The organism is Streptomyces sp. NPDC056161, from assembly GCF_042268025.1.
Lineage (GTDB): Bacteria > Actinomycetota > Actinomycetes > Streptomycetales > Streptomycetaceae > Streptomyces.
In genome coordinates this window covers 197,816-216,028 of the sequence record NZ_JBHJUV010000003.1, presented here as the reverse complement: position 1 = coordinate 216,028, position 18,213 = coordinate 197,816, and the positions used below count along the sequence as shown (strand labels likewise).

Annotated in this window: 15 protein-coding genes, 2 tRNA genes and 3 pseudogenes; 10 read left to right on the top strand and 10 right to left on the bottom strand. The window is 71.8% G+C overall.

Annotated elements, in window-relative coordinates; genetic code table 11:
* Nucleotides 1-32: 32 nt before the first annotated feature.
* The 7 genes from ACFC09_RS04680 (at nucleotide 33) to ACFC09_RS04650 (ending at nucleotide 5,680) form a co-directional block, all read left to right on the top strand.
* A complete protein-coding gene (locus ACFC09_RS04680; RefSeq protein ID WP_376523938.1) occupies nucleotides 33-998 on the top strand; it encodes a D-2-hydroxyacid dehydrogenase in 966 nt (321 codons plus the stop codon).
* Nucleotides 999-1,364: 366 nt separating this feature from the next.
* Nucleotides 1,365-2,282: an ectoine/hydroxyectoine ABC transporter substrate-binding protein EhuB gene (gene ehuB, locus ACFC09_RS04675; RefSeq protein ID WP_376523937.1), complete on the top strand. Its 918-nt coding sequence runs from the start codon at nucleotides 1,365-1,367 to the stop codon at nucleotides 2,280-2,282.
* Nucleotides 2,279-3,007, top strand: coding sequence for an ectoine/hydroxyectoine ABC transporter permease subunit EhuC (gene ehuC / locus ACFC09_RS04670; RefSeq protein WP_376523935.1), 729 nt, complete (start codon nucleotides 2,279-2,281; stop codon nucleotides 3,005-3,007). The genes ehuB and ehuC overlap by 4 nt, the downstream gene beginning before the upstream one ends.
* The gene (gene ehuD / locus ACFC09_RS04665) at nucleotides 3,004-3,654 is read left to right on the top strand and encodes an ectoine/hydroxyectoine ABC transporter permease subunit EhuD (protein WP_376523933.1); all 651 of its coding nucleotides are present in this window, start codon (nucleotides 3,004-3,006) and stop codon (nucleotides 3,652-3,654) included. Before ehuC ends, ehuD begins: the two co-directional genes overlap by 4 nt.
* A gap of 55 nt (nucleotides 3,655-3,709) precedes the next feature.
* Nucleotides 3,710-4,429, top strand: coding sequence for an ectoine/hydroxyectoine ABC transporter ATP-binding protein EhuA (gene ehuA, locus ACFC09_RS04660; protein ID WP_376524114.1), 720 nt, complete (start codon nucleotides 3,710-3,712; stop codon nucleotides 4,427-4,429).
* A 226-nt stretch (nucleotides 4,430-4,655) separates the two neighbouring features.
* Nucleotides 4,656-5,414, top strand: coding sequence for an IclR family transcriptional regulator (locus tag ACFC09_RS04655; RefSeq protein WP_376523931.1), 759 nt, complete (start codon nucleotides 4,656-4,658; stop codon nucleotides 5,412-5,414).
* A 192-nt stretch (nucleotides 5,415-5,606) separates the two neighbouring features.
* Nucleotides 5,607-5,680 (top strand) — tRNA-Lys (locus ACFC09_RS04650).
* Here ACFC09_RS04650 and ACFC09_RS04645 read toward each other — a convergent pair.
* Nucleotides 5,646-7,303 (bottom strand): annotated as a pseudogene (locus ACFC09_RS04645) (AMP-binding protein). The gene ACFC09_RS04650 and the pseudogene ACFC09_RS04645 overlap by 35 nt on opposite strands.
* 101 nt (nucleotides 7,304-7,404) lie before the next feature.
* Between ACFC09_RS04645 and ACFC09_RS04640 the strand changes: the two are divergent.
* On the top strand, nucleotides 7,405-8,223 hold the full coding sequence (locus ACFC09_RS04640; RefSeq protein ID WP_376523930.1) for a M15 family metallopeptidase: 819 nt from the start codon (nucleotides 7,405-7,407) through the stop codon (nucleotides 8,221-8,223).
* Between the two features lie 207 nt (nucleotides 8,224-8,430).
* On the opposite strand, the gene ACFC09_RS04635 is transcribed toward ACFC09_RS04640, so the two are convergent.
* From ACFC09_RS04635 to ACFC09_RS04625, 3 genes are all read right to left on the bottom strand, one after another.
* Entirely contained in the window at nucleotides 8,431-9,036 is a 606-nt protein-coding gene (locus ACFC09_RS04635; RefSeq protein WP_376523929.1) for a lytic polysaccharide monooxygenase, read from the bottom strand.
* A gap of 97 nt (nucleotides 9,037-9,133) precedes the next feature.
* Complete coding sequence (locus ACFC09_RS04630; protein ID WP_376523927.1) at nucleotides 9,134-10,255, bottom strand: SPFH domain-containing protein; 1,122 nt, start codon at nucleotides 10,253-10,255, stop codon at nucleotides 9,134-9,136.
* Between the two features lie 157 nt (nucleotides 10,256-10,412).
* On the bottom strand, nucleotides 10,413-11,711 hold the full coding sequence (locus tag ACFC09_RS04625) for a peptidoglycan-binding protein (protein WP_376523926.1): 1,299 nt from the start codon (nucleotides 11,709-11,711) through the stop codon (nucleotides 10,413-10,415).
* 181 nt (nucleotides 11,712-11,892) lie between these two features.
* Between ACFC09_RS04625 and ACFC09_RS04620 the strand changes: the two genes are divergently transcribed.
* Nucleotides 11,893-11,969, top strand: a tRNA-Lys gene (locus tag ACFC09_RS04620).
* 346 nt (nucleotides 11,970-12,315) lie between these two features.
* The gene (locus ACFC09_RS04615; protein WP_376523924.1) at nucleotides 12,316-13,038 is read left to right on the top strand and encodes a FadR/GntR family transcriptional regulator; all 723 of its coding nucleotides are present in this window, start codon (nucleotides 12,316-12,318) and stop codon (nucleotides 13,036-13,038) included.
* Between the two features lie 216 nt (nucleotides 13,039-13,254).
* On the opposite strand, the pseudogene ACFC09_RS04610 reads toward ACFC09_RS04615, so the two are convergent.
* The 6 genes and pseudogenes from ACFC09_RS04610 to ACFC09_RS04585 form a co-directional block, all read right to left on the bottom strand.
* Nucleotides 13,255-13,428 (bottom strand): annotated as a pseudogene (locus ACFC09_RS04610) (glycoside hydrolase family 6 protein); the annotation flags it as partial.
* 295 nt (nucleotides 13,429-13,723) lie between these two features.
* Nucleotides 13,724-14,389, bottom strand: a complete 666-nt coding sequence (locus tag ACFC09_RS04605; protein ID WP_376523922.1) for a sortase domain-bontaining protein — start codon at nucleotides 14,387-14,389, stop codon at nucleotides 13,724-13,726.
* A 14-nt stretch (nucleotides 14,390-14,403) separates the two neighbouring features.
* On the bottom strand, nucleotides 14,404-15,015 hold the full coding sequence (locus ACFC09_RS04600; protein WP_376523920.1) for a hypothetical protein: 612 nt from the start codon (nucleotides 15,013-15,015) through the stop codon (nucleotides 14,404-14,406).
* A gap of 92 nt (nucleotides 15,016-15,107) precedes the next feature.
* Nucleotides 15,108-15,887: an HAD-IIA family hydrolase gene (locus ACFC09_RS04595; RefSeq protein WP_376523918.1), complete on the bottom strand. Its 780-nt coding sequence runs from the start codon at nucleotides 15,885-15,887 to the stop codon at nucleotides 15,108-15,110.
* 509 nt (nucleotides 15,888-16,396) lie between these two features.
* Nucleotides 16,397-16,975 (bottom strand): annotated as a pseudogene (locus ACFC09_RS04590) (nucleotide pyrophosphatase); the annotation flags it as partial.
* A 153-nt stretch (nucleotides 16,976-17,128) separates the two neighbouring features.
* Entirely contained in the window at nucleotides 17,129-18,184 is a 1,056-nt protein-coding gene (locus tag ACFC09_RS04585) for a 2-aminoethylphosphonate ABC transporter substrate-binding protein (protein WP_376523917.1), read from the bottom strand.
* Between the last annotated feature and the right edge of the window lie 29 nt (nucleotides 18,185-18,213).

Here is an 18,213-nt window from a genome sequence, read left to right as displayed (position 1 = left end):
CTGTCTCCCGCACCGGAATCCGGAGGAACGGTTTGCCGACGCCCGTACCGACGCCCGTACCGACGCTCCTCGTCCTCGACGCCGACCCCCTGCCCCGCCTCGGCCGGCTCACCGGCCGGGCCCGCGTCGTGCACGCGGACGAGAACACGCTCGCCGGGCTGCTGCCCACGGCGGACGTCCTGCTGGTCTGGGACTTCACCTCGCACGCGGTCCGCGCGGCCTGGCCGGGCGGCGGTCCGCGCCCGCGCTGGGTGCACACGGCGAGCGCGGGCGTCGACCACCTGCTGTGCCCGGAGCTGGTCGGGTCGGACACCGTGGTGACCAACGCGCGCGGGATCTTCGACCGGCCCGTCGCCGAGTACGTGGCGGCGCTCGTGCTGGCCATCGCCAAGGACCTGCCGCGCACCCTGGACCTCCAGCGGCAGCGGACCTGGCGGCACCGCGAGGCCCGGCGGCTGGCCGGTACGCGCGCGTGCGTGGTCGGCGCGGGGCCCATCGGCCGGACGATCGCCCGCACGCTCAAGGCGCTGGAGGTGACGTCGGCGGTCGTCGGGCGCGTACCGCGCACCGGCATCCACGGCCCCGACGACCTGGACCGGCTGATGTCGCGCGCGGACTGGGTGATCGCGGCGGCGCCGCTGACCGAGCAGACGCGCGGCATGTTCGACGCCCGGCGCTTCGGTGTGATGCAGCCCTCGGCGCACTTCGTCAACGTCGGCCGCGGACAGTTGGTCGTCGAGGACGCGCTCGTCGAGGCGCTGTCCAAGCGCTGGATCGCGGGCGCGGCCCTGGACGTGTTCGCCACCGAGCCGCTCGCGCCCGAGAGCCCGCTGTGGCGGGCACCCGGGCTGATCGTCTCCCCGCACATGAGCGGTGACACGGTCGGCTGGCGGGACGAACTCGGCGCGCAGTTCGTGGAGCAGTACGAGCGGTGGGCGGCGGGCAGGTCCCTGGTGAACGTGGTCGACAAGAAACGCGGGTACGTGCCGGGTCACTGACCGCTCCGGCATGCACCCGAGCGGGCGACACGGGACGCACCGACAGGTGTTTTCCGCTCCCTCTGGTTCTCCGGAGTGGCTTCGAGGCCGTGCACCGCGCGGCCACACCGTGCGTCCCGCTTTTGCCCGCATTTCCCGTGATACTTTTGCCCGCATTTCCCGTGATAAATGTCACTGGATCACGGTGGTACGTCGTAATACCGCGGTACGGGCGGTCGGCGCGGGGCCCCGGGAAACCGGGTCCTGACCGCAAACGTCCGCGCGACCAGCGAAAGGGCCTGGAATCGGGTGGCCATCGGGTGGTCGTGGAATCCGTCGGGCGATCCCGGGGGCATAACTCGTGTGGTCCCGGGTAGCCGCGCCGCCATGGCTCCACCACTTGGGAACGGCGTACACCCGACCGGTCACGAACACGGACACAGCCGACGGGCGGTGCTCGCGGGCGTCGCGGCGCTCGGGGCGCTGGGTACGGCGGGCTGCTCGCGCGTGGCCACGGCGTCCACGACGAACGGCGGTGATCTGCTGGACCGGCTGCGGGCGCAGGGCGTCGTACGGCTCGGGATCGCGGGGGAAATACCCTTCGGCTACATCGACAAGGACGGCAAGCTGACCGGTGAGGCGCCGGAGTTGGCGAAGGCCGTCTTCAAACGGCTCGGTGTGGACACCGTGCAGCCGGTGCCGACCGAGTTCGGATCGCTGATCCCTGGGCTGAATTCACAGCAGTTCGATGTCGTGGCGGCCGGGATGTATGTGAATCCCGAGCGCTGCGCACAGGTGATCTTCGCCGATCCCGACTACCAGATGCTCGATTCCTTCATCGTGCGCAAGGGAAATCCGAAAGGGCTGCACGACTACAAGGACGTCGTCGCCAAGAAGGCCACATTCGCGACCGGGACCGGATACGCCGAGATCCAGTACGCGGTCGACGCCGGGTACGAAAAGGGCGACATCCTGATCGTCCCGGACCAGGTGGCCGGGCTGAACGCGGTCGAGGCCGGGCGCGTCGACGTGTTCGCCGGGACCGCCCTGACCACCCGCGAGGTGGTGAAGAAGTCCGCGAAGGCGGAGTCCACCGCGGCCTTCGCCCCACTCGTGGACGGCAAACCGCACGTGGACGGCGGCGCGTTCGCCTTCCGGCCCACCGAGACGAAGCTCCGGGACGCCTTCAACACCGAACTGCACAAGCTGAAGCAGAGCGGCGAGCTGTTCCGCATCCTGCGGCCGTTCGGGTTCACGAAGGACGAGATGACCGACCTCACCGCGAAGGAGCTGTGCGGCGGATGACCACCGGGCTCTGGGAACTCGTACTCAAGGGAGTCTGGACGACCATCCAGCTCCTGGTCCTCAGCGCGCTGCTGGCCGGCGCGGTCTCCTTCGCCGTCGGTATCGCGCGCACCCACCGGCTGTGGATCGTCCGTTTCGTCGCCGGTCTCTACACCGAGGTGTTCCGTGGCACCTCGGCGCTGGTGATGATCTTCTGGGTGTTCTTCGTGCTGCCGATCGCCTTCGGCTGGCAGCTGATGCCGCTGTGGGCGGGCACCCTGGCGCTCGGGCTCACCTACGGCGCGTACGGCTCGGAGATCGTGCGCGGAGCGCTGAACTCGGTCGACGCGGCGCAGCAGGAGGGCGGTATCGCCCTCAGCTTCACGCCCTGGCAGCGGCTGCGGCTGATCCTGCTGCCGCAGGCGGTGCCGGAGATGATCCCGACCTTCTGCAACCTGGTCGTCGAACTGCTCAAGGGCACCGCGCTGGTGTCCGTCATGGGCATGGGTGATCTGGCGTTCAGCGCCAACCTGGTGCGGCTGGCGCTCCAGCAGAGCGCGGAGGTCTACACGTACGTGCTGCTGATCTACTTCGTGATCGCCTTCGTGATCACCCGGCTGATGCGGGCGCTGGAGAAGCGGCTGAAGGCCGGGGTCGGCAAGGATCCCGGGACCGAGCAGGCGGCGCGTGCGGCCAAGCGGGCGCAGACGACCGGTGTCGGCGCCGCGGACGGAGGTGCCGCATGACCTGGGACTGGAACGCCGTCAGCGACTTCATGCCGCACTTCTGGGACGGACTGCTGGTGACCCTTCAGGCGCTGGCGCTCGGCTCACTGCTCTCGTTCAGCCTGGGCCTGGTGTGGGCGCTGCTGATGCGGACGCCCACCCGGTGGGTGCGCTGGCCGGTGGGGTTGGTGACGGAGTTCGTCCGCAACACCCCGCTGCTGGTGCAGCTGTTCTTCCTCTTCTACGTGCTGCCCGAGTGGGGCGTGGCCTTCTCCGCGCTGACCACCGGTGTCTTCGCGATCGGGCTGCACTACTCGACGTACACGATGCAGGTCTACCGGGCCGGCATCGAGGCCGTGCCCGTCGGCCAGTGGGAGGCCGCGACCGCGTTGAACCTGCCGGTGCTGCGCACCTGGACGGCGGTGATCCTGCCGCAGGCGGTCCGCCGGGTGGTGCCGCCGCTGGGCAACTACGTCATCTCGATGCTCAAGGACACGCCCATCCTGATGACGATCACCGTGCTGGAGATGCTGGGGCAGGCGCGTCTCTTCTCCCAGCAGCGCTTCCAGTTCACCGAGCCGGTGACGGTGATCGGCGTGGCCTTCATCGTCATCTCCTATCTGGCCTCCCTTCTTCTGCGCACCCTGGAGCGTCGCCTTGTCCGTTGAGACCCGTAAGCAAGAACCGGCCACCGACGAGAGCGGTCCGACCCGGCTCGTCCGGATGGAGGGGGTGACCAAGCGGTTCGGGGAGCACACCGTCCTCGACGGGCTCGACCTGTCCGTCGAGGCGGGCCGGCACGTCACCCTGATCGGTCCGTCCGGTTCCGGCAAGACCACGATCCTGCGGCTGCTGATGACGCTGGCCGAACCGGACGAGGGCACGATCACGGTGGCCGGGCAGCAGCTGTTCCCGGCCACCGAGAAGGAGGTCCGCGAGGTCCGCAAGAAGATCGGGATGGTGTTCCAGCAGTTCAATCTGTTCCCGAACATGACGGTGCTGCGCAACATCATGGAGGCGCCGGTCACTGTGCTCGGCCTGGCCAAGGACGAGGCGGCGGCGCGGGCCCGCGAGCTGCTGGAGCTGGTCGGCCTCAGCGACAAGTGCGACATGCGCCCGTCCCAGCTCTCCGGCGGGCAGCAGCAGCGGGTGGCGATCGCGCGGGCGCTGGCCATGCGGCCGCAGGTGCTGCTGCTGGACGAGGTGACCTCGGCGCTCGACCCCGAGCTGGTCGCGGGCGTCCTTGACCTGCTGCGGGACATCGCGCGCAGCACGGACATCACGATGCTGTGCGTGACCCACGAGATGGGCTTCGCCCGGGACATCTCCGACCAGGTCCTGATGTTCGACTCGGGCCGGATCATCGAGGCGGGGACGCCGGAGAAGATCTTCAGCGCCCCCGAGCAGGACCGCACACGGGAGTTTCTGAGCGCAGTCCTGTGACCGGGATTTTTCCCTCGAACGGCGCTGCAATTGCAGCAGGTGAGGGGGGCATCACGGCTGGTCACCGGCCGGGAAATGACGTGGGCATATGCCTACGCGTCGACGCCCCGGTCAGGGGCCCGGTGATCTCGCGAACGCCCCCTCCGTACCGGGCTCTTGCCGGTTATCGTGGAAACGATCCGCTGTCCGGATTGCGGCACTGAGAGCGAGCAGAGGGGGGACCACTGTGGCGCTGCTGAACGAGCCGACCGCCCCGTACCACTCGGCCCAGGACGCCCTGCGCGTCCTGGAGACGGTGGCACGGCACACCACCGGCGTCACCGACGCCGAACTGGCCCGCCGGACCGGCCTGGGCCCCGAGCGGCTGACCGCGCTGCTGCGCATGCTGCGCCGCGAGGGGTACGTCGCACAGGTCGCCGGCGGTGCCTATGTGACCGGTGAGACCCTGCGCCGTCTCGGCTCCGCGCACGACCGCGAGGGGGCGCTGCGCGAGAAGCTCCAGCACATGCTGGTCAGGCTGCGCGACTCGGTCGGCGCGGCGGTCTATCTGAGCCGGTACGTCGACGGCGAGGTCAGGATCACCCAGTACGCGGACGGTCCGGCCACGCCCGCGGTCAACGAGTGGGTGGACTTCCGCTCCTCCGCGCACGCGACGGCGCTCGGCAAGAGCCTGCTGACCCAGCTCGACCACGACGCCCGCCGCGACCACCTCGCCCGGCACAAGATGGCCCGGCTCACCTCGCGCACCATCACCAGCGACCGGCAGCTGCTGTCGCGTCTGGAGTCCCAGCCGCCGACCATGCCCGTCCTGGACCTCCAGGAGTACGCGGTCGGCACGGTCTGCGCGGCGGTCCCGATCACGGCGGGCTCCTCGGTGGGCTGTCTCGCGCTGTCCCTGCCGGTGGCGCACGCGCACCGGTTGCGGCAGGCCGCGGACACCCTGAACCGCGGCGCGGCCCCGGTGCTGCTCTCGCTCGCCATCTAGTGTCCTGGCGGGCGGCGTCGCCTGCCGGGCTCGGGCACCCGTGGTCGGGCACCCGTGGTCGGGCACCCGTGGTCGGGCGCCCGTGGTGCGGGCCCCAGCGCGGGCGGGGTCCCGGGATGGTCCGGAGCACCCCCTCGGACCAGGTAGTATTTTCTTCGTCGCCGCCCGGAAGCAGTGGGTGGCGGGAGTCAGGCGCCGCTAGCTCAGTTGGTTAGAGCAGCTGACTCTTAATCAGCGGGTCCGGGGTTCGAGTCCCTGGCGGCGCACATCGGTGAAGGGCCTCTCGTCGCGACGAGGGGCCCTTCGGCGTCCTGTGCGGTCAGCCTCCGGTACGCCCGTTCGCCCGGTGGCCGCCACCACACCGGATCGGCACACCGCAGCCCCTCGCGGCGCAGCCCGGCCCGGTGGATCTTGTTCGTGGCGGTGACCGGCATCCGCTCCACCAGCCGGACGAACCGGGGCGCCATCTTGGTCCCGAGGTCCGGCTGGGCCGCGAGGAAGTCGGCGAAGCCGGCCGGGTCGAAGGTGCCGGAGACGGCCGCCATCACCTGGTCGCCGGTGACCGGGTCGGGCACCGCGTAGACGGCGACGGCCTCGGCGCCCGGGTAGCGGGCGAGGATGTTCTCGATCATCGCGGCGGCCAGGTTCTCGCTGTCGACCCGCAGCCGGTCGTCGGCGCGGCCGGCGAAGTAGAGGTAGCCGTCGGCGTCGCGGCAGAACAGGTCGCCGGTCCAGTACCAGCCCCCGCGCCGCCGCTCGGCCTCCGCGGCCGGATTGCGCCAGTAGCCCTCGAAGGGGTTCGGTCCCCGGTTGACCAGCTCGCCTATCGCCTCCTCGCCGTTGAGCAGCCGGCCGGCCCCGTCGAAACGGGCGGGTGGGCACTCCGCGCCGCTGTCCGGGTCGAGGACGGCCAGTCCGGGTGCCCCGCGTCCCACCGCCCCGGCGGGTGTGCCCGGCGTCCACTGCACCGCCGCGCCGCCCTCGGAGGAGCCGTACCCCTCCACCAGCCGCACCCCGAACCGCCGCTCGAAGGCCGCCGCCTCGACCGCCCCGGCCTCGGTGCCGAAGCCCAGCCGCAGCGGGTTGTCCGCGTCGTCCGGCCGGGGCTCGGTGGCGAGGACGTACTGCACGGCCCGTCCGACATAGGTGAAGTACGTCGCCCGGAACCGGCGCACGTCCGGCAGGAAGCCCGACGCGGTGAACCGCCGGCGCAGCGCCACCCCGGCGCCGGCCGCCAGTGCGGGCGCCCAGTCGGCGATCACCGCGTTGCCGTGGAAGAGGGGCATGCAGATGTAGTGCACGCCGTCCGGGCCGAGGCCGAACTGGTCGACGAGGGAGCGTCCGGCGGCGGTCAGCCTGCCCTGGGTGCAGATCGCGGCCTTGGGGGCGCCGGTGGAGCCGGAGGTGAAGTAGAGCAGGACGCGGTCGCCGGGGGCGGCCCGAGCGGGGTCGGGTTCGGCGTCGGCGTACGGGGCGAGCAGGTCGGCGTAGTCCGGGGTGTCGGTGACCAGCAGCCGTACGCCGGGCAGGTCGAGGCCGTCCAGGAGCGGCAGCTGGGCCCGTTCGGTGACCAGCACCGGGCATGCGGTGTGCAGGATGTCGCGGGCCAGTTCGGGGCCCCGCCGGGTGGGGTTGATCCCGGCGACCGCGGCGCCCGCGAGGGCGGCGGCGGCCAGCCACTGCGGGAACTCCGGGGTGTTGTCGAGCAGCACGCCGACGTGCGGTTCGGCGCCGGCCGGCAGCAGGTCGGCGAGGAGCGCGGCGCGGGCGGCGGCGCCGGCCGCGACCTCGTGGTGGCTCAGCACCGTCTCCTCGAACCACAGTCCGGGCCGCCGGTCACCCCAGCGCGCCGCGACCAGCTCCGCCACCGTACGCCCGTTGGACTCCATGGGCGGGCACGGTAGCTGACCTATCGTCAGATGTGGAGGGTTGTCGGACGTGGACTTCCCGGGGCTCCCTCGGCGCGGCGTGCCGCTGATATAGCACAGGCATGCAGAACAACCAGCGCTCCGTCAGGTTTCGCATGCTGTCCGTCGTCACCCTGTCGGCGGCCTCGCTCCTCGTCCTGCCGGGGAACCGGGCCGTCGCCGACGACAGCGGGGCCGCGCCCGGCTTCGTGGCGCTCGGCTCGGTGGACCCCGGCATCATCCAGGAGATCCGGTACGCCACCCCGCACAATTTCGTCGGGGAGCCCGTCGACGGGTATGTGCAGCCGATGTGCATCCTCACCAGGCCGGCGGCCCAGGCACTGCACACGGTGCAGGAGAAACTGCTCAGAACGGGTTATTCCCTGAAGGTCTACGACTGCTACCGCCCGCAACGCGCCGTCGACCACTTCGTCGCCTGGGCCCAGGACCTCGACGACCAGGCGATGAAGGCCGAGTTCTACCCCGACGAGGACAAGGAGGACCTGTTCACCGACGGATACATCGCCGAGCGGTCCGGACACAGCCGGGGCAGCACCATGGACCTGACCATCGTCAAGCTGCCGGCGAAGGCCACGCCGCCCTACGTGCCGGGCCGGCCCCTGGTGCCGTGCTACGCGGGCCAGGACGAGCGGTTTCCCGACAACTCCGTCGACATGGGCACCGGGTACGACTGCTTCGACACCCTGGCGAACACGCTCGACCCCCGCGTGACCGGCACGCCCCGCGCGAACCGGTTGAAACTGAAGACCGCCATGGAAGCGGCCGGATTCACGAATCTTCCGGTGGAGTGGTGGCACTACACCCTCGACGACGAGCCGTACCCGGACACGTACTTCGACTTCCCGGTCGCGGCGTCCTCAGTGAACCGGGATCCCCGGTGAAGTGAACCGACGTCCCCGGTGAACCGACCTCCCCGGTGGACCGACCTCCCCGGTGGACCGACCTCCTCGGTGAACCGACGTCCCCGGTGGACCGACCTCCTCGGTGGACCGGTTCCGCCCACCGGCGCCGGTTCTCCGGCTCGGTACCTCGACCCGCGCGCGTCGGACGCCGCCGCGCCGGCGCACGCGGGCCTCACCCGGACGGGATCAGAACGTGACGTCCGAGCAGGCGTAGAACGCGTTGCCCGTGTCGGCGATCGTCCAGACCGCGAGGATGACGTGGTGTCCGCTCAGCCCGCTGGGCAGGGTGCCGCTGTGCGACAGCGTGGCCGGCGGCTGCTGGTTGTTGTAGGGCACCGTCAGGAACGGTGTGGTGTTGAGGTCCGAGCGGGCCAGAGCGTGGTTCTGGTTCCAGCCCTGCTTGGTGACGTAGTAACGGAAGTCCGTCGTGGCGTGCCGCGCGGTGAACTGCCAGCGGAAGGTGTAGCTCTGTCCGCCCGTCACCTTGGTGGTCGGCCAGGCCGCGCCGGACGGCTGGGTCGGTGAGCTGAGCTGGGCGAACTGCCCCAGCCCGCCGTTGCAGAGCTGGCCGTCGGCGGGACCGCCGGCCGGGAAGCCCTTCGGACCCTCGACGCTCTGCGGCTCCCACTGGATGCTGCCGCAGTTCGCCACCGTTCCGTTCTGGCAGAGCTTCTGCCTGCTGATGGGGAGGTCCGTGTAGCCGTGGCCGCTGGCCCCGCCGGAGGAGAGCGCGAAGGCTCCGGCGGTGGCCAGACCCACCACGACGGCGGACAACTTGGTCTGTGTGCGCATGCTGCCGCTCCTGGAGAACGTGGGGGAGTTTCAGTGAGCCGTGCAGGTCTAGACCAAGTCTCAGATTATTGCCATCAGTTGAACATGTCCATACCAATCACGGTGCGGACTCCGTACGGCCCGAACAGAAGGCCACCGTCAGGTCCCGCACCAGCACCTTGCGCTCGTAGTCGTCGAGTTCGACGAGCCCGCGCATGGTCAGCCGGGTCACCGTGTCCTCCACCGAGTCCACGACCGAGGTGAGCATGGAGGAACGCTGCTGCGCGTCCAGCGCCGCGACCCGGCGCCGGTGCATCGCCGCGGCGACCTCGGGCGCGTACTCGGCCCGCACCGGCTGCACCGAGAACACCTCAAGTCCGATGCCCACCGCGTCCGCCGCCACCAGCCGGGTCAGCGCCTCCCCGGCCGCGTCCACCGCACCCCGTGCCCCGCCCGGCATGTTCACCGGCACCCGGGCCAGCGCCGCCTCGACACAGTCCCGCAGATACGCCTCGTGGTCCGCCACGCCCAGCACGGCCCGCGCGGTGTCCCGCACCCGCCACACCACCAGGACGACCACCCGCAGCGCGACCCCGTGGCCGTCGGCGGCCGGCATCGGCTCGCTGCGCCAGTGCCGCAGCCGCACGTCGACCCGGCGGCGCCGCAGCAGCGGGTTGACCCACAGCAGACCGGTGCGCCGCACCGTTCCCTGGTAGCGGCCGAACAGGGCGAGCACGCAGGCCCGGCCGGCCGTGCCCCGGGCGAGGCCGGCGAAGCCCAGCGCGCCGAGCGCCCCGGCGCCCGCGTACGCCGCCCACTGGGCCGGACCCGGCCCCGCGTCCGCGGCCCCCGGCAGCCCCAGCGCCGTCACCGTGAACCGCGGCAGCGCCCCCGCCCACCAGGAGGTGGCCAGACACCCGGCCACCCCGCCCAGACCGGCGAGCACCCCCGCGATCCCGGGCAGCACCCGCGCCGGGCACTCCGCGAGTCCGGGGTCGGTCTGGGGCACCGTCCGGGCCCGCGCCGGCCCCGGACGCCTGAGCCGCGGCTGCTCGCCGGTGCCCTGACGGCGGGCCACCACCGCCGGCTTGGGCGGTACCGACACCGGGTCGGGGTCGTCGCGGAACAGCAGGTGGACGGGGATCTCGGTGGTCGCCTCGTTCTGGATCAGCCGGACCGGGCGGGACGGCCCCTCGACGGGTCCCTCCGATTCGGGCGTGTGTGACGTCGTCGTACTCATGCGTGCCTCCAGCCTCCGCGCCAGATGCGTCATGACAGGTGAGTGAGTGACAGAAACGGAACAGGACAGGACAGAGCGGGACAGGACGGGGACGGGCAGGCAGGACGGGGCCGGACGGGGTGGGCCAGGGCGGGACGGTACGGGACGGTGTGGTGGCCTAGCGGAACAGGCGCCGCCAGGTCTCCGGACCCGGGCAGCCGTCCGCCGCGCCGCCCCGCCAGCCCTGGGCGCGCTGGAACGCCTCGACGGCCCGCCGGTCCGCCTCGCCCCAACGCGGTCCCGGCCCGGTGGCGTAGAAGCGGCCGTACCCCTTCTCGACCAACCGCTGCCCCAGCCGGGTGACGTACAGGTTGTCCGCGCCCGGCCGGAACATGTTCCGGCCGGGGTAGCCGGGCACGCCGTGCGAGGCGGGTACGCCGGCCGGGGCCGTCCGGATGTCCTTGCCCTTCCCGCCGGCCAGCAGCTCCCAGGTGCGCGGTCCGGGCAGCCCGTCCGCGTCCGCGCCGTTCCAGCCCTGGGCCCGCTGGAACGCCTGGGTCGCCCGTCGGTCCGCGTCCGACCACCGCGGCCCGGGGCTCTCGGTGTAGTAGGCCGCGCCGCCGCGGGCGGTCAGCAGCGCGCCGAGCTGGGTGACGTACTTGTTCTCCGCCCCGGGTCCGAAGTACGCGGCCCCCGGGAACGGCCCGGCCTTGAGCGCGGCGCCCGGTTCGGCACCGGCCGCGCCCGCCTTGAGGCTCTTGTAGCGGTAGGGGACGTACTTGTCGGACTGGCTCCAGTAGGCGTACGGGGTGGCCAGCCTGCGCGTGTGCGGGGGCGTCTGCTCGTAGGCGGTGTAGTAGGTGTGCGTGTAGTCCGTCCAGCCGCCGAAGATGACGACGTGCGAGCCCTTCTCGGGGTCGGCGGCGTTGTGGAACAGCAGGATGTCGCCGGGTTGCAGGTCCGCCTTCTTGATCTTCACGCCGAATCCGCCGAGGCTGCCCGTCCACTCGTTGCGCGGCAACCCCCAGGCCATCGAGACGAAGCCCGAGCAGTCCTGGCGGTAACCGTCGGACCAGAACTTGGACATGCTGTACGGCACCTTGGCGTCGACCCAGGTCTTGGCGCGGTTGATGATCTCCGTACGGGTGAGCACGCGCGGCTGGGCCGGCGGGACGGACGCGCCGCCCCCGCCGTGCAGCGGCCCCTTCCCGCCCTGCGGGGTGCCGGGCTCCGGGCCGGCCGGCAGCCCCGCGCGGTGCGGGCCCGGCGGGGCGGGCGGTACGGCGAGGGCGGACGCCTGGTGGCCCGCGGCGAGGGCGGCCGACGTGGCGGCGGCCACGACCAGGGCCCGCCGGGAGGCCGGGTGCCCGCCGAGCCGGCCGGGCAGGGAACGCGGGCTCACCCGCCGCCAGTGAACGCATCCCGGACAGTCGCAGTCGCTCGCGGGATCGAATTCCTCGAATACCGGAGTCGCCATGCGATCCCTCTCCCATCCCGGGGTGAAATGTCCGCATCTGTGCACATTGATCAGTTTCTCAACTGTCGTCGCGGCGCGCATGTTGACGGTCCGAATGATGTACGCCCCCTGGGCACCCCCGCGCCGTCCGGTCGTGGTCGGGAGCACACCTGGAGGTCGGGTAGAGTTCTCGCGTCAGCGGGCGCCGCTAGCTCAGTTGGTTAGAGCAGCTGACTCTTAATCAGCGGGTCCGGGGTTCGAGTCCCTGGCGGCGCACCACCACAGCATCATCGCAGCACCACGCTGACCTGGGCGTCCTCGATATCCGAGGGCGCCCGTTCGCGTTCCTCGGGCACTCTTCTCCATCCCGCCCTCCGCCCTCCTCCCCCATCGGCACTCCCCTCCACCACCACCCCGCAAGGGACCCCGCATCGAGGTCAGCCGCGGACGCGCATCGAGTCAGCCGCGGACGCGCCCATCATCACGTCCGCCCGGCGCAGCGGACACGCCTCATATCACGCCCACCCGGCACACAAGACGCGCACGGCGCTCCGACTCGTCGGCCGAGTCGACTGTTCACACGGACGAGGGATCTCTCGACAGCCTGGCCGGATACCCTCTGCCCATGCCAGCCCGAGATCTCCAGGAGCGGATCAAGAAGCTCATCGTCGACCGACGACTGCCCTCCGGCGCGCCGCTGCCGACCGAGCCCGAGCTGATGGAGTTCCTCGGCGCGAGCCGGAACTCGGTGCGGGAGGCGCTGAAGGCCCTCCAGGCGATGGGCATCGTGGAGATCCGGCACGGCTTCGGCACCTACGTCGGCCCGATGTCCCTCGCCCCCATGGTCGAGGGCCTCACCTTCCGCACGGTCGCCGGGCACCACCGGGGCGAGGACTCCCTGGTCCAACTGCTCGAACTGCGCGAGGCCATGGAGGCGGGCCTGGTCTCCCGGCTGGCCGGGCGGCTCCCCGCGGCCGACCTGGCGGAGCTGGCCGCGCTCGTCGACCGGATGGACGAGCGGGCCGAACACGGGGCCGGCCTCGCCGAGACCGACCGGGCCTTCCACGCCGCCCTCTACCGAGGGCTGGACAACGTCCTGCTGAGCGAGGTGCTGGAGGCGTTCTGGGACGTCTTCCACCGCGTCCAGCGGGACCTGGTGGACGTGCCGCAGGATCCGCGGGTCACCTGCCACCAGCACCGGGAGATCCTGGACGCGGTCCGCTCCGGCGACGCCGCACGGGCGGAACAGGCCATAAGAGACCACTTCGACAACATCCGCGCCCGCCTGTCCACCGCCGTCACGACACGTCCACAGGATCCCTGTACGCGCCACAATGAGCGCGTATGACCGGTAGACACCGCGTTTAGCGTCTTGCGATCACGCGGAGCACCGTAGAAACCCGGTTGTTCAAGCTGCCGCCGATTCACGGCACTTGGGGGGGAAGGCAACCGGTTGCCGGACGGCGGGGAGAGGGGCCCCGCCCGGGAGCGGATGCCGAGGGGCACGAGCAACCGGAAGGTCACCGCTCCATGTCCGCACGCGCCGACGTGGTGGCCGTACGTCGTCCGGTTCCAGGACGACCGTCGCCGCCCGGTCGCCGATGCCCCGGGCGACGCCGCAGAGCCAGGCGCGGTAGGCGGCGCCGTCGGCGGCGCCGCCCCGCGAGCACTGGCCGCAGTCGCGGTGCGGGATGTCGTACAGGACAAGCAGCGCCGTCCGGTCGGCGCCGGCTGCGGCGCCGGCATCCGGCCACCTGTGGGGATGACGGAGAGCCACCGGTGCGGGACTTGGCGTCAACTCTCCCTAGGCCGGGGCGTCCTCGCCGTCTAGAGTTTCTTTCCAGAGTGGGTTCAGGCGGCCCCAGTCCCCGGCCGGCTGTGCGTCCACCGTGGTTTCCACCGGCCTCCCGCGCCGATCGCCGGGCCACTCCCGCAGCCCTGGCGTCCGCGGTAGAGGACCGGCCCGGCCGGCGGCTTCGGGGGGAGTTGGCCGCCGACCGGGCCAGGTGGTGGTGGGGGACACGATCAGCGTCTCAGCGGCCGGTTCCGGTCAGATACGCCGACACCACCACGTTCGCCGGGTAGTCGTCGCCGGCCCGGTCGAAGTCGCCGCAGGTGACCAGCCGCAGTTCGGCACGGCCGGCCCGGCGCGGCCCGTACGCCTGCCCCGTGTCGAAGTGGTCGCGGGGAAGCACCCGCACGTCGTCCACGGTGAACTCGGCGACCGTGCCGTCGGCGCGGGCCACCCGGACCTGTTCGCCCGGCCGCATCGCGCCGACCCGGTGGAAGACGGCGGTCCCGGTCCCGGTGTCCGCGGCGCCCACCAGGACGGCCGCCCCGGCCGCTCCCGGTTCGATTCCGCCTCCGTGCCAGGCCACCGACCCGGACGGCTGGGGGCAGGACGGCGGGCCGACCGCGTCCCGCCCGGCCGGGCCGCCGTCCACGACGGACGCCCGCACCCCGAGCCCGGGGATCTCCAGGCGCTGCGGCGGCGCGTCCGGCAACGGCTCGGCCTGCGGCGGGAGTTCGGCCCCCGCGGGGCGTCCCACCGCGGCCATGTCGCCCGTCGCGGGGGCGAAGACCCCCGGCGGTACGTCGGCGGCCTCGCGGCCCCACAGCCACAGCCCGAGCAGCAGCAGCGCCCAGGCGATGCCGGTGACCAGTCGGCCGGCCCCGGTGGTTCGTACGCGGTCTGACATGGCGGGCGGCGCTCTCAGTCCTTGCCGTCACGCTTGCGACGGGCGCTGCGCAGCCCCACGGCGACCGCGGCGACGCCGACCAGGACGAGCCCGATGATCGCCTGCGCGAGGCCGGGACCGGTCGGGTGGGTGTCCACGGAGGCGAAGTAGGCGGTGTCCTCGGCGCCCACGTCGGCCGGGGTGCCGGAGGCGGCAGGGGATACCGGGGACACCGGGGATGCGGGGGAGGGAGGAGTGGCGGGGGATGCGGAGGAGGGGGGAGCGGTGGGGACGGCGGTCGGTGGTGCGGCGCCGGAGTCGGCGCCGGTCACCGTGACCGTGCCGGTGAGCTGGGTGTCGCCGCAGGTGACCCGGATGTCATAGGGGCCGGGCGAGGCCGCCTGGCTGATCCGGCTCCGGCCGCCCAGCGTGCCGTCCGGACCGCTGAGGGTGCCGTCGGCGGCGAACGCGTCGGAGACCGCGGTGCCGGTCCGCGCGTCGCAGCCGCTGACCCGCACGGCCACGTCCCCGCCGGGGGCGGGGGCGGACGGGGCCACCGAGACCCCGCCGTCCGCCGCGTACGCCGACGGGGTGAGCACGGCGACGACAAGGATTCCTGTACCGAGAGTGAGGGGTAGTGAGCCCATCGTGAAACCTCCAGATATCTGGAGGCTCCCCCGGCAGCCGTCGGCCCGCATCCTCGGCGGCGTCCGCCTGCTCCGTTCGGGTCACAAAGGTTTCAGATATGGTCGACGAGGTCCGCGATCGAGTCCACCACCTCGGACGGCCGGTACGGGAAGTCCTCTACGTGCTCGGGCCTGGTCAGGCCGGTGAGCACCAGGTACGTCCGCATCCCGGCCTCCATGCCGGCCAGCACATCGGTGTCCATGCGGTCGCCGATCATGGCGCTGGTCTCGGAGTGGGCGCCGATCGCGTTCAGCCCCGTGCGCATCATCAGCGGGTTCGGCTTGCCCGCGAAGTACGGCTTCTTGCCGGTGGCCTTGGTGATCAGTGCGGCGACGGCGCCGGTGGCGGGCAGCGGGCCCTCGGTGGACGGGCCGGTCTCGTCCGGGTTGGTGCAGATGAACCGGGCCCCGCCGAGAATGAGCCGCACCGCCCTGGTCATGGCCTCGAAGGAGTAGGTGCGGGTCTCGCCCAGCACCACGTAGTCGGGCTCCTGGTCGGTGAGTATGTACCCGATGTCGTGCAGGGCGGTGGTCAGGCCGGCCTCGCCGATGACGTACGCGCTGCCGCCGGGGCGCTGGTCGTCGAGGAACTGGGCGGTGGCCAGCGCGGAGGTCCAGATGTTGGCGACGGGCACGTCCAGGCCCATGCGGCCGAGCCGGGCGTGCAGGTCGCGCGGGGTCTGGATCGAGTTGTTGGTGAGGACCAGGAACGGGCGGCCGGACTCGCGCAGTTTCTTCAGGAAGGCGTCGGCGCCGGGGATCGGGATTCCCTCGTGGACGAGCACACCGTCCATGTCGGTGAGCCAGGACTCGATGGGCCTGCTGTCTGCCATGTGCTTCGGTCTCCTGGCATGCGTGTGGGTTTTCTGGGCGGGGGTGGCGGAACGACGGCGTGCCGACGACCCCAGCGTAAGCGTTCCACTGGGGTGACCGGGATGGGTGCGTTGTCGTCCGCGGGGGCGTCGGGGCCGGTCGCGCAGTTCCCCGCGCCCCCTTGAGGTGACCGGGAAAGGTGCGATTCCGTCCGCGGGAGCATCGGGGCCGGTCGCGCAGTTCCCCGCGCCCCCTTGAGGTGACCGGGAAAGGTGCGATTCCGTCCGCGAGAGCATCGGGGCCGGTCGCGCAGTTCCCCGCGCCCCCTTGAGGTGACCGGGAAAGGTGCGATTCCGTCCGCGAGAGCGTCGAGGCCGGTCGCGCAGTTCCTCGCGCCCCTCAAGGGCGACCAGGAAAGGTGCGACGTCGTCCGCGAGAGCGTCAGGGCCGGTCGCGCCCGCGCGGGGAGCCGCGTGGGGATCGGGCCCCGCGCCCCTTTTTGGGGCGCGGGGAACTGGTCGGGGCGGGGTCAGGGCTGGGTGAGGCGTACCGCGTCGAGCACCCAGTACCAGTTGTTGCCGCCGGTGTACCGGAAGCGGATGCGGGCGGTGGTGGCGCCGGCCGGGACCTGGAGGGTGACGGTCTCGGTGCGGGAGGGCACGTCGGCCGTGTAGGTCTTCACCGTGACCGGGGCGGCGCCGTCGTAGGACACCAGGACCTCGCCCTTCTGCGGGGCCTCCTGGCGGTAGTAGGTGGTGTAGGTGAAGGTGGCGGTGCGGCCTCCGGTGACCGGGTGGGCGGGGCTGACGAGGGTGGAGTCGAAGGTGCCGGAGACGGTCCTGTCGTTCCACTCGTCGCCGTCGGCCACCGCGAAGACGCCCCGGGCCCGCACGTTGGACTCGCGTTCCTGGTCGCGCTGGGCCGCGGTCCAGAACTCGTCGGTGGTGAAGGACCAGCCACGCCACTCGGTGACCCCGCCGGTGCCCATCGCGGAGTTGTCGACGGACCAGCCGCTCGGCGGGGTGTGGGTGAAGCCGACCACGGCGGCGCCGATGCCGGTCTCGTCCACGCGGGTCTGCAACTGCGGGCGCAGCGCGTCGAAGTCGTCGGGGTCGTCGGGGTCGTCGGACACGGTGGGCTGGACCTTGCGGACCGGGCCGGCCGCGCGGAGGGGCTCCGTGCGGCCCGCCCGAGCGGGGCCGTGGGGCCCCTGCTCGGGTGAAGTCGTGGGCCTGCGGGGCGTGTTGCCGGGCGGAGGGGGTCAGCTGCCGGTGGCGGACTTCCAGTCCTCGACGTACGACGTCAGGTTCTGCTCGATGTCGGCCCAGTCCGGCTCGAACACCTCGACCCCGTCCATGATCTTGGTCAGGGCGATGGCGTCGGCGTCGACGGCCTTGACGTCCTGGCGGGCGCTGAAGCCGCCGCCGACCTCGCTGACCTCCCGCTGGGCCTGCCGGCCCAGCATGAAGTCGAGGAGCTTCCTGCCGTTGTCGGAGTGCGGGGCCTTGGTGACGAGGCCGGCCGCGTACGGCAGGGCGAAGGTGGTGGGCTTGCCGCCCGGCCCGGCGGGGAACCAGATGCCGAGGTTGGGCATGGTCTTGGACTGCGCGTAGTTCATCTGCACGTCGCCGTTGGCGACGAGCAGTTCGCCCTTGTCCACCTTGGGGGCGAGCTTGCCGGTGGAGGCGGACGGGCCGACGTTGTTGGCCTGGAGCTTCTTCAGGTAGGCGAGGGCCGCGTCCTTGCCGCCGAAGTCGTGCATGGCCTTGATCAGGACGGCGGTTCCGTCGCCGGCGACGCCCGGGGTGGAGTACTGGAGCTTGTTCTTGTAGCTGCCGTCGAGCAGTTGCTCCCAGGTGGTGGGGGCCTGCTTCAGCTCCTTCTTGTCGTAGATGAACCCGAAGTAGTTGTTGACGACGGAGGTCCAGGTGCCGTCGGTCGCCTTGTCGGCGCCGCCGACCTGGTCGGAGCCCTGCGGGGCGTACTTCTGGAGCAGTCCCTTGCCGTCGGCCTGCTGGATGAACGGCGGGAGGGTGACCAGCACGTCGGCCTGCGGGTTGCTCTTCTCGCGCAGGGCGCGCTGGACGACCTCGCCGGAGCCGCCCTCGACGTAGTTGACCTTGATGCCGGTCTGCTGCTGGAAGTCCTTGAAGATCTTGTCGTACCAGCCGTCGCCGTTCTCGCCCTTGAGGCCGTCGGCGCTGTAGACGGTGACCTCCTTGGCGTCGGAGCCGGTGGAGGTGCCGGAGCAGGCGGCGAGCAGCGGGGTCGCGCACAGCGCGAGGACGAGGGCGAGCTTGGCGCCGTTCTTGGGCATGGCGGACTGAACTCCTTGCGGGGAAGCGG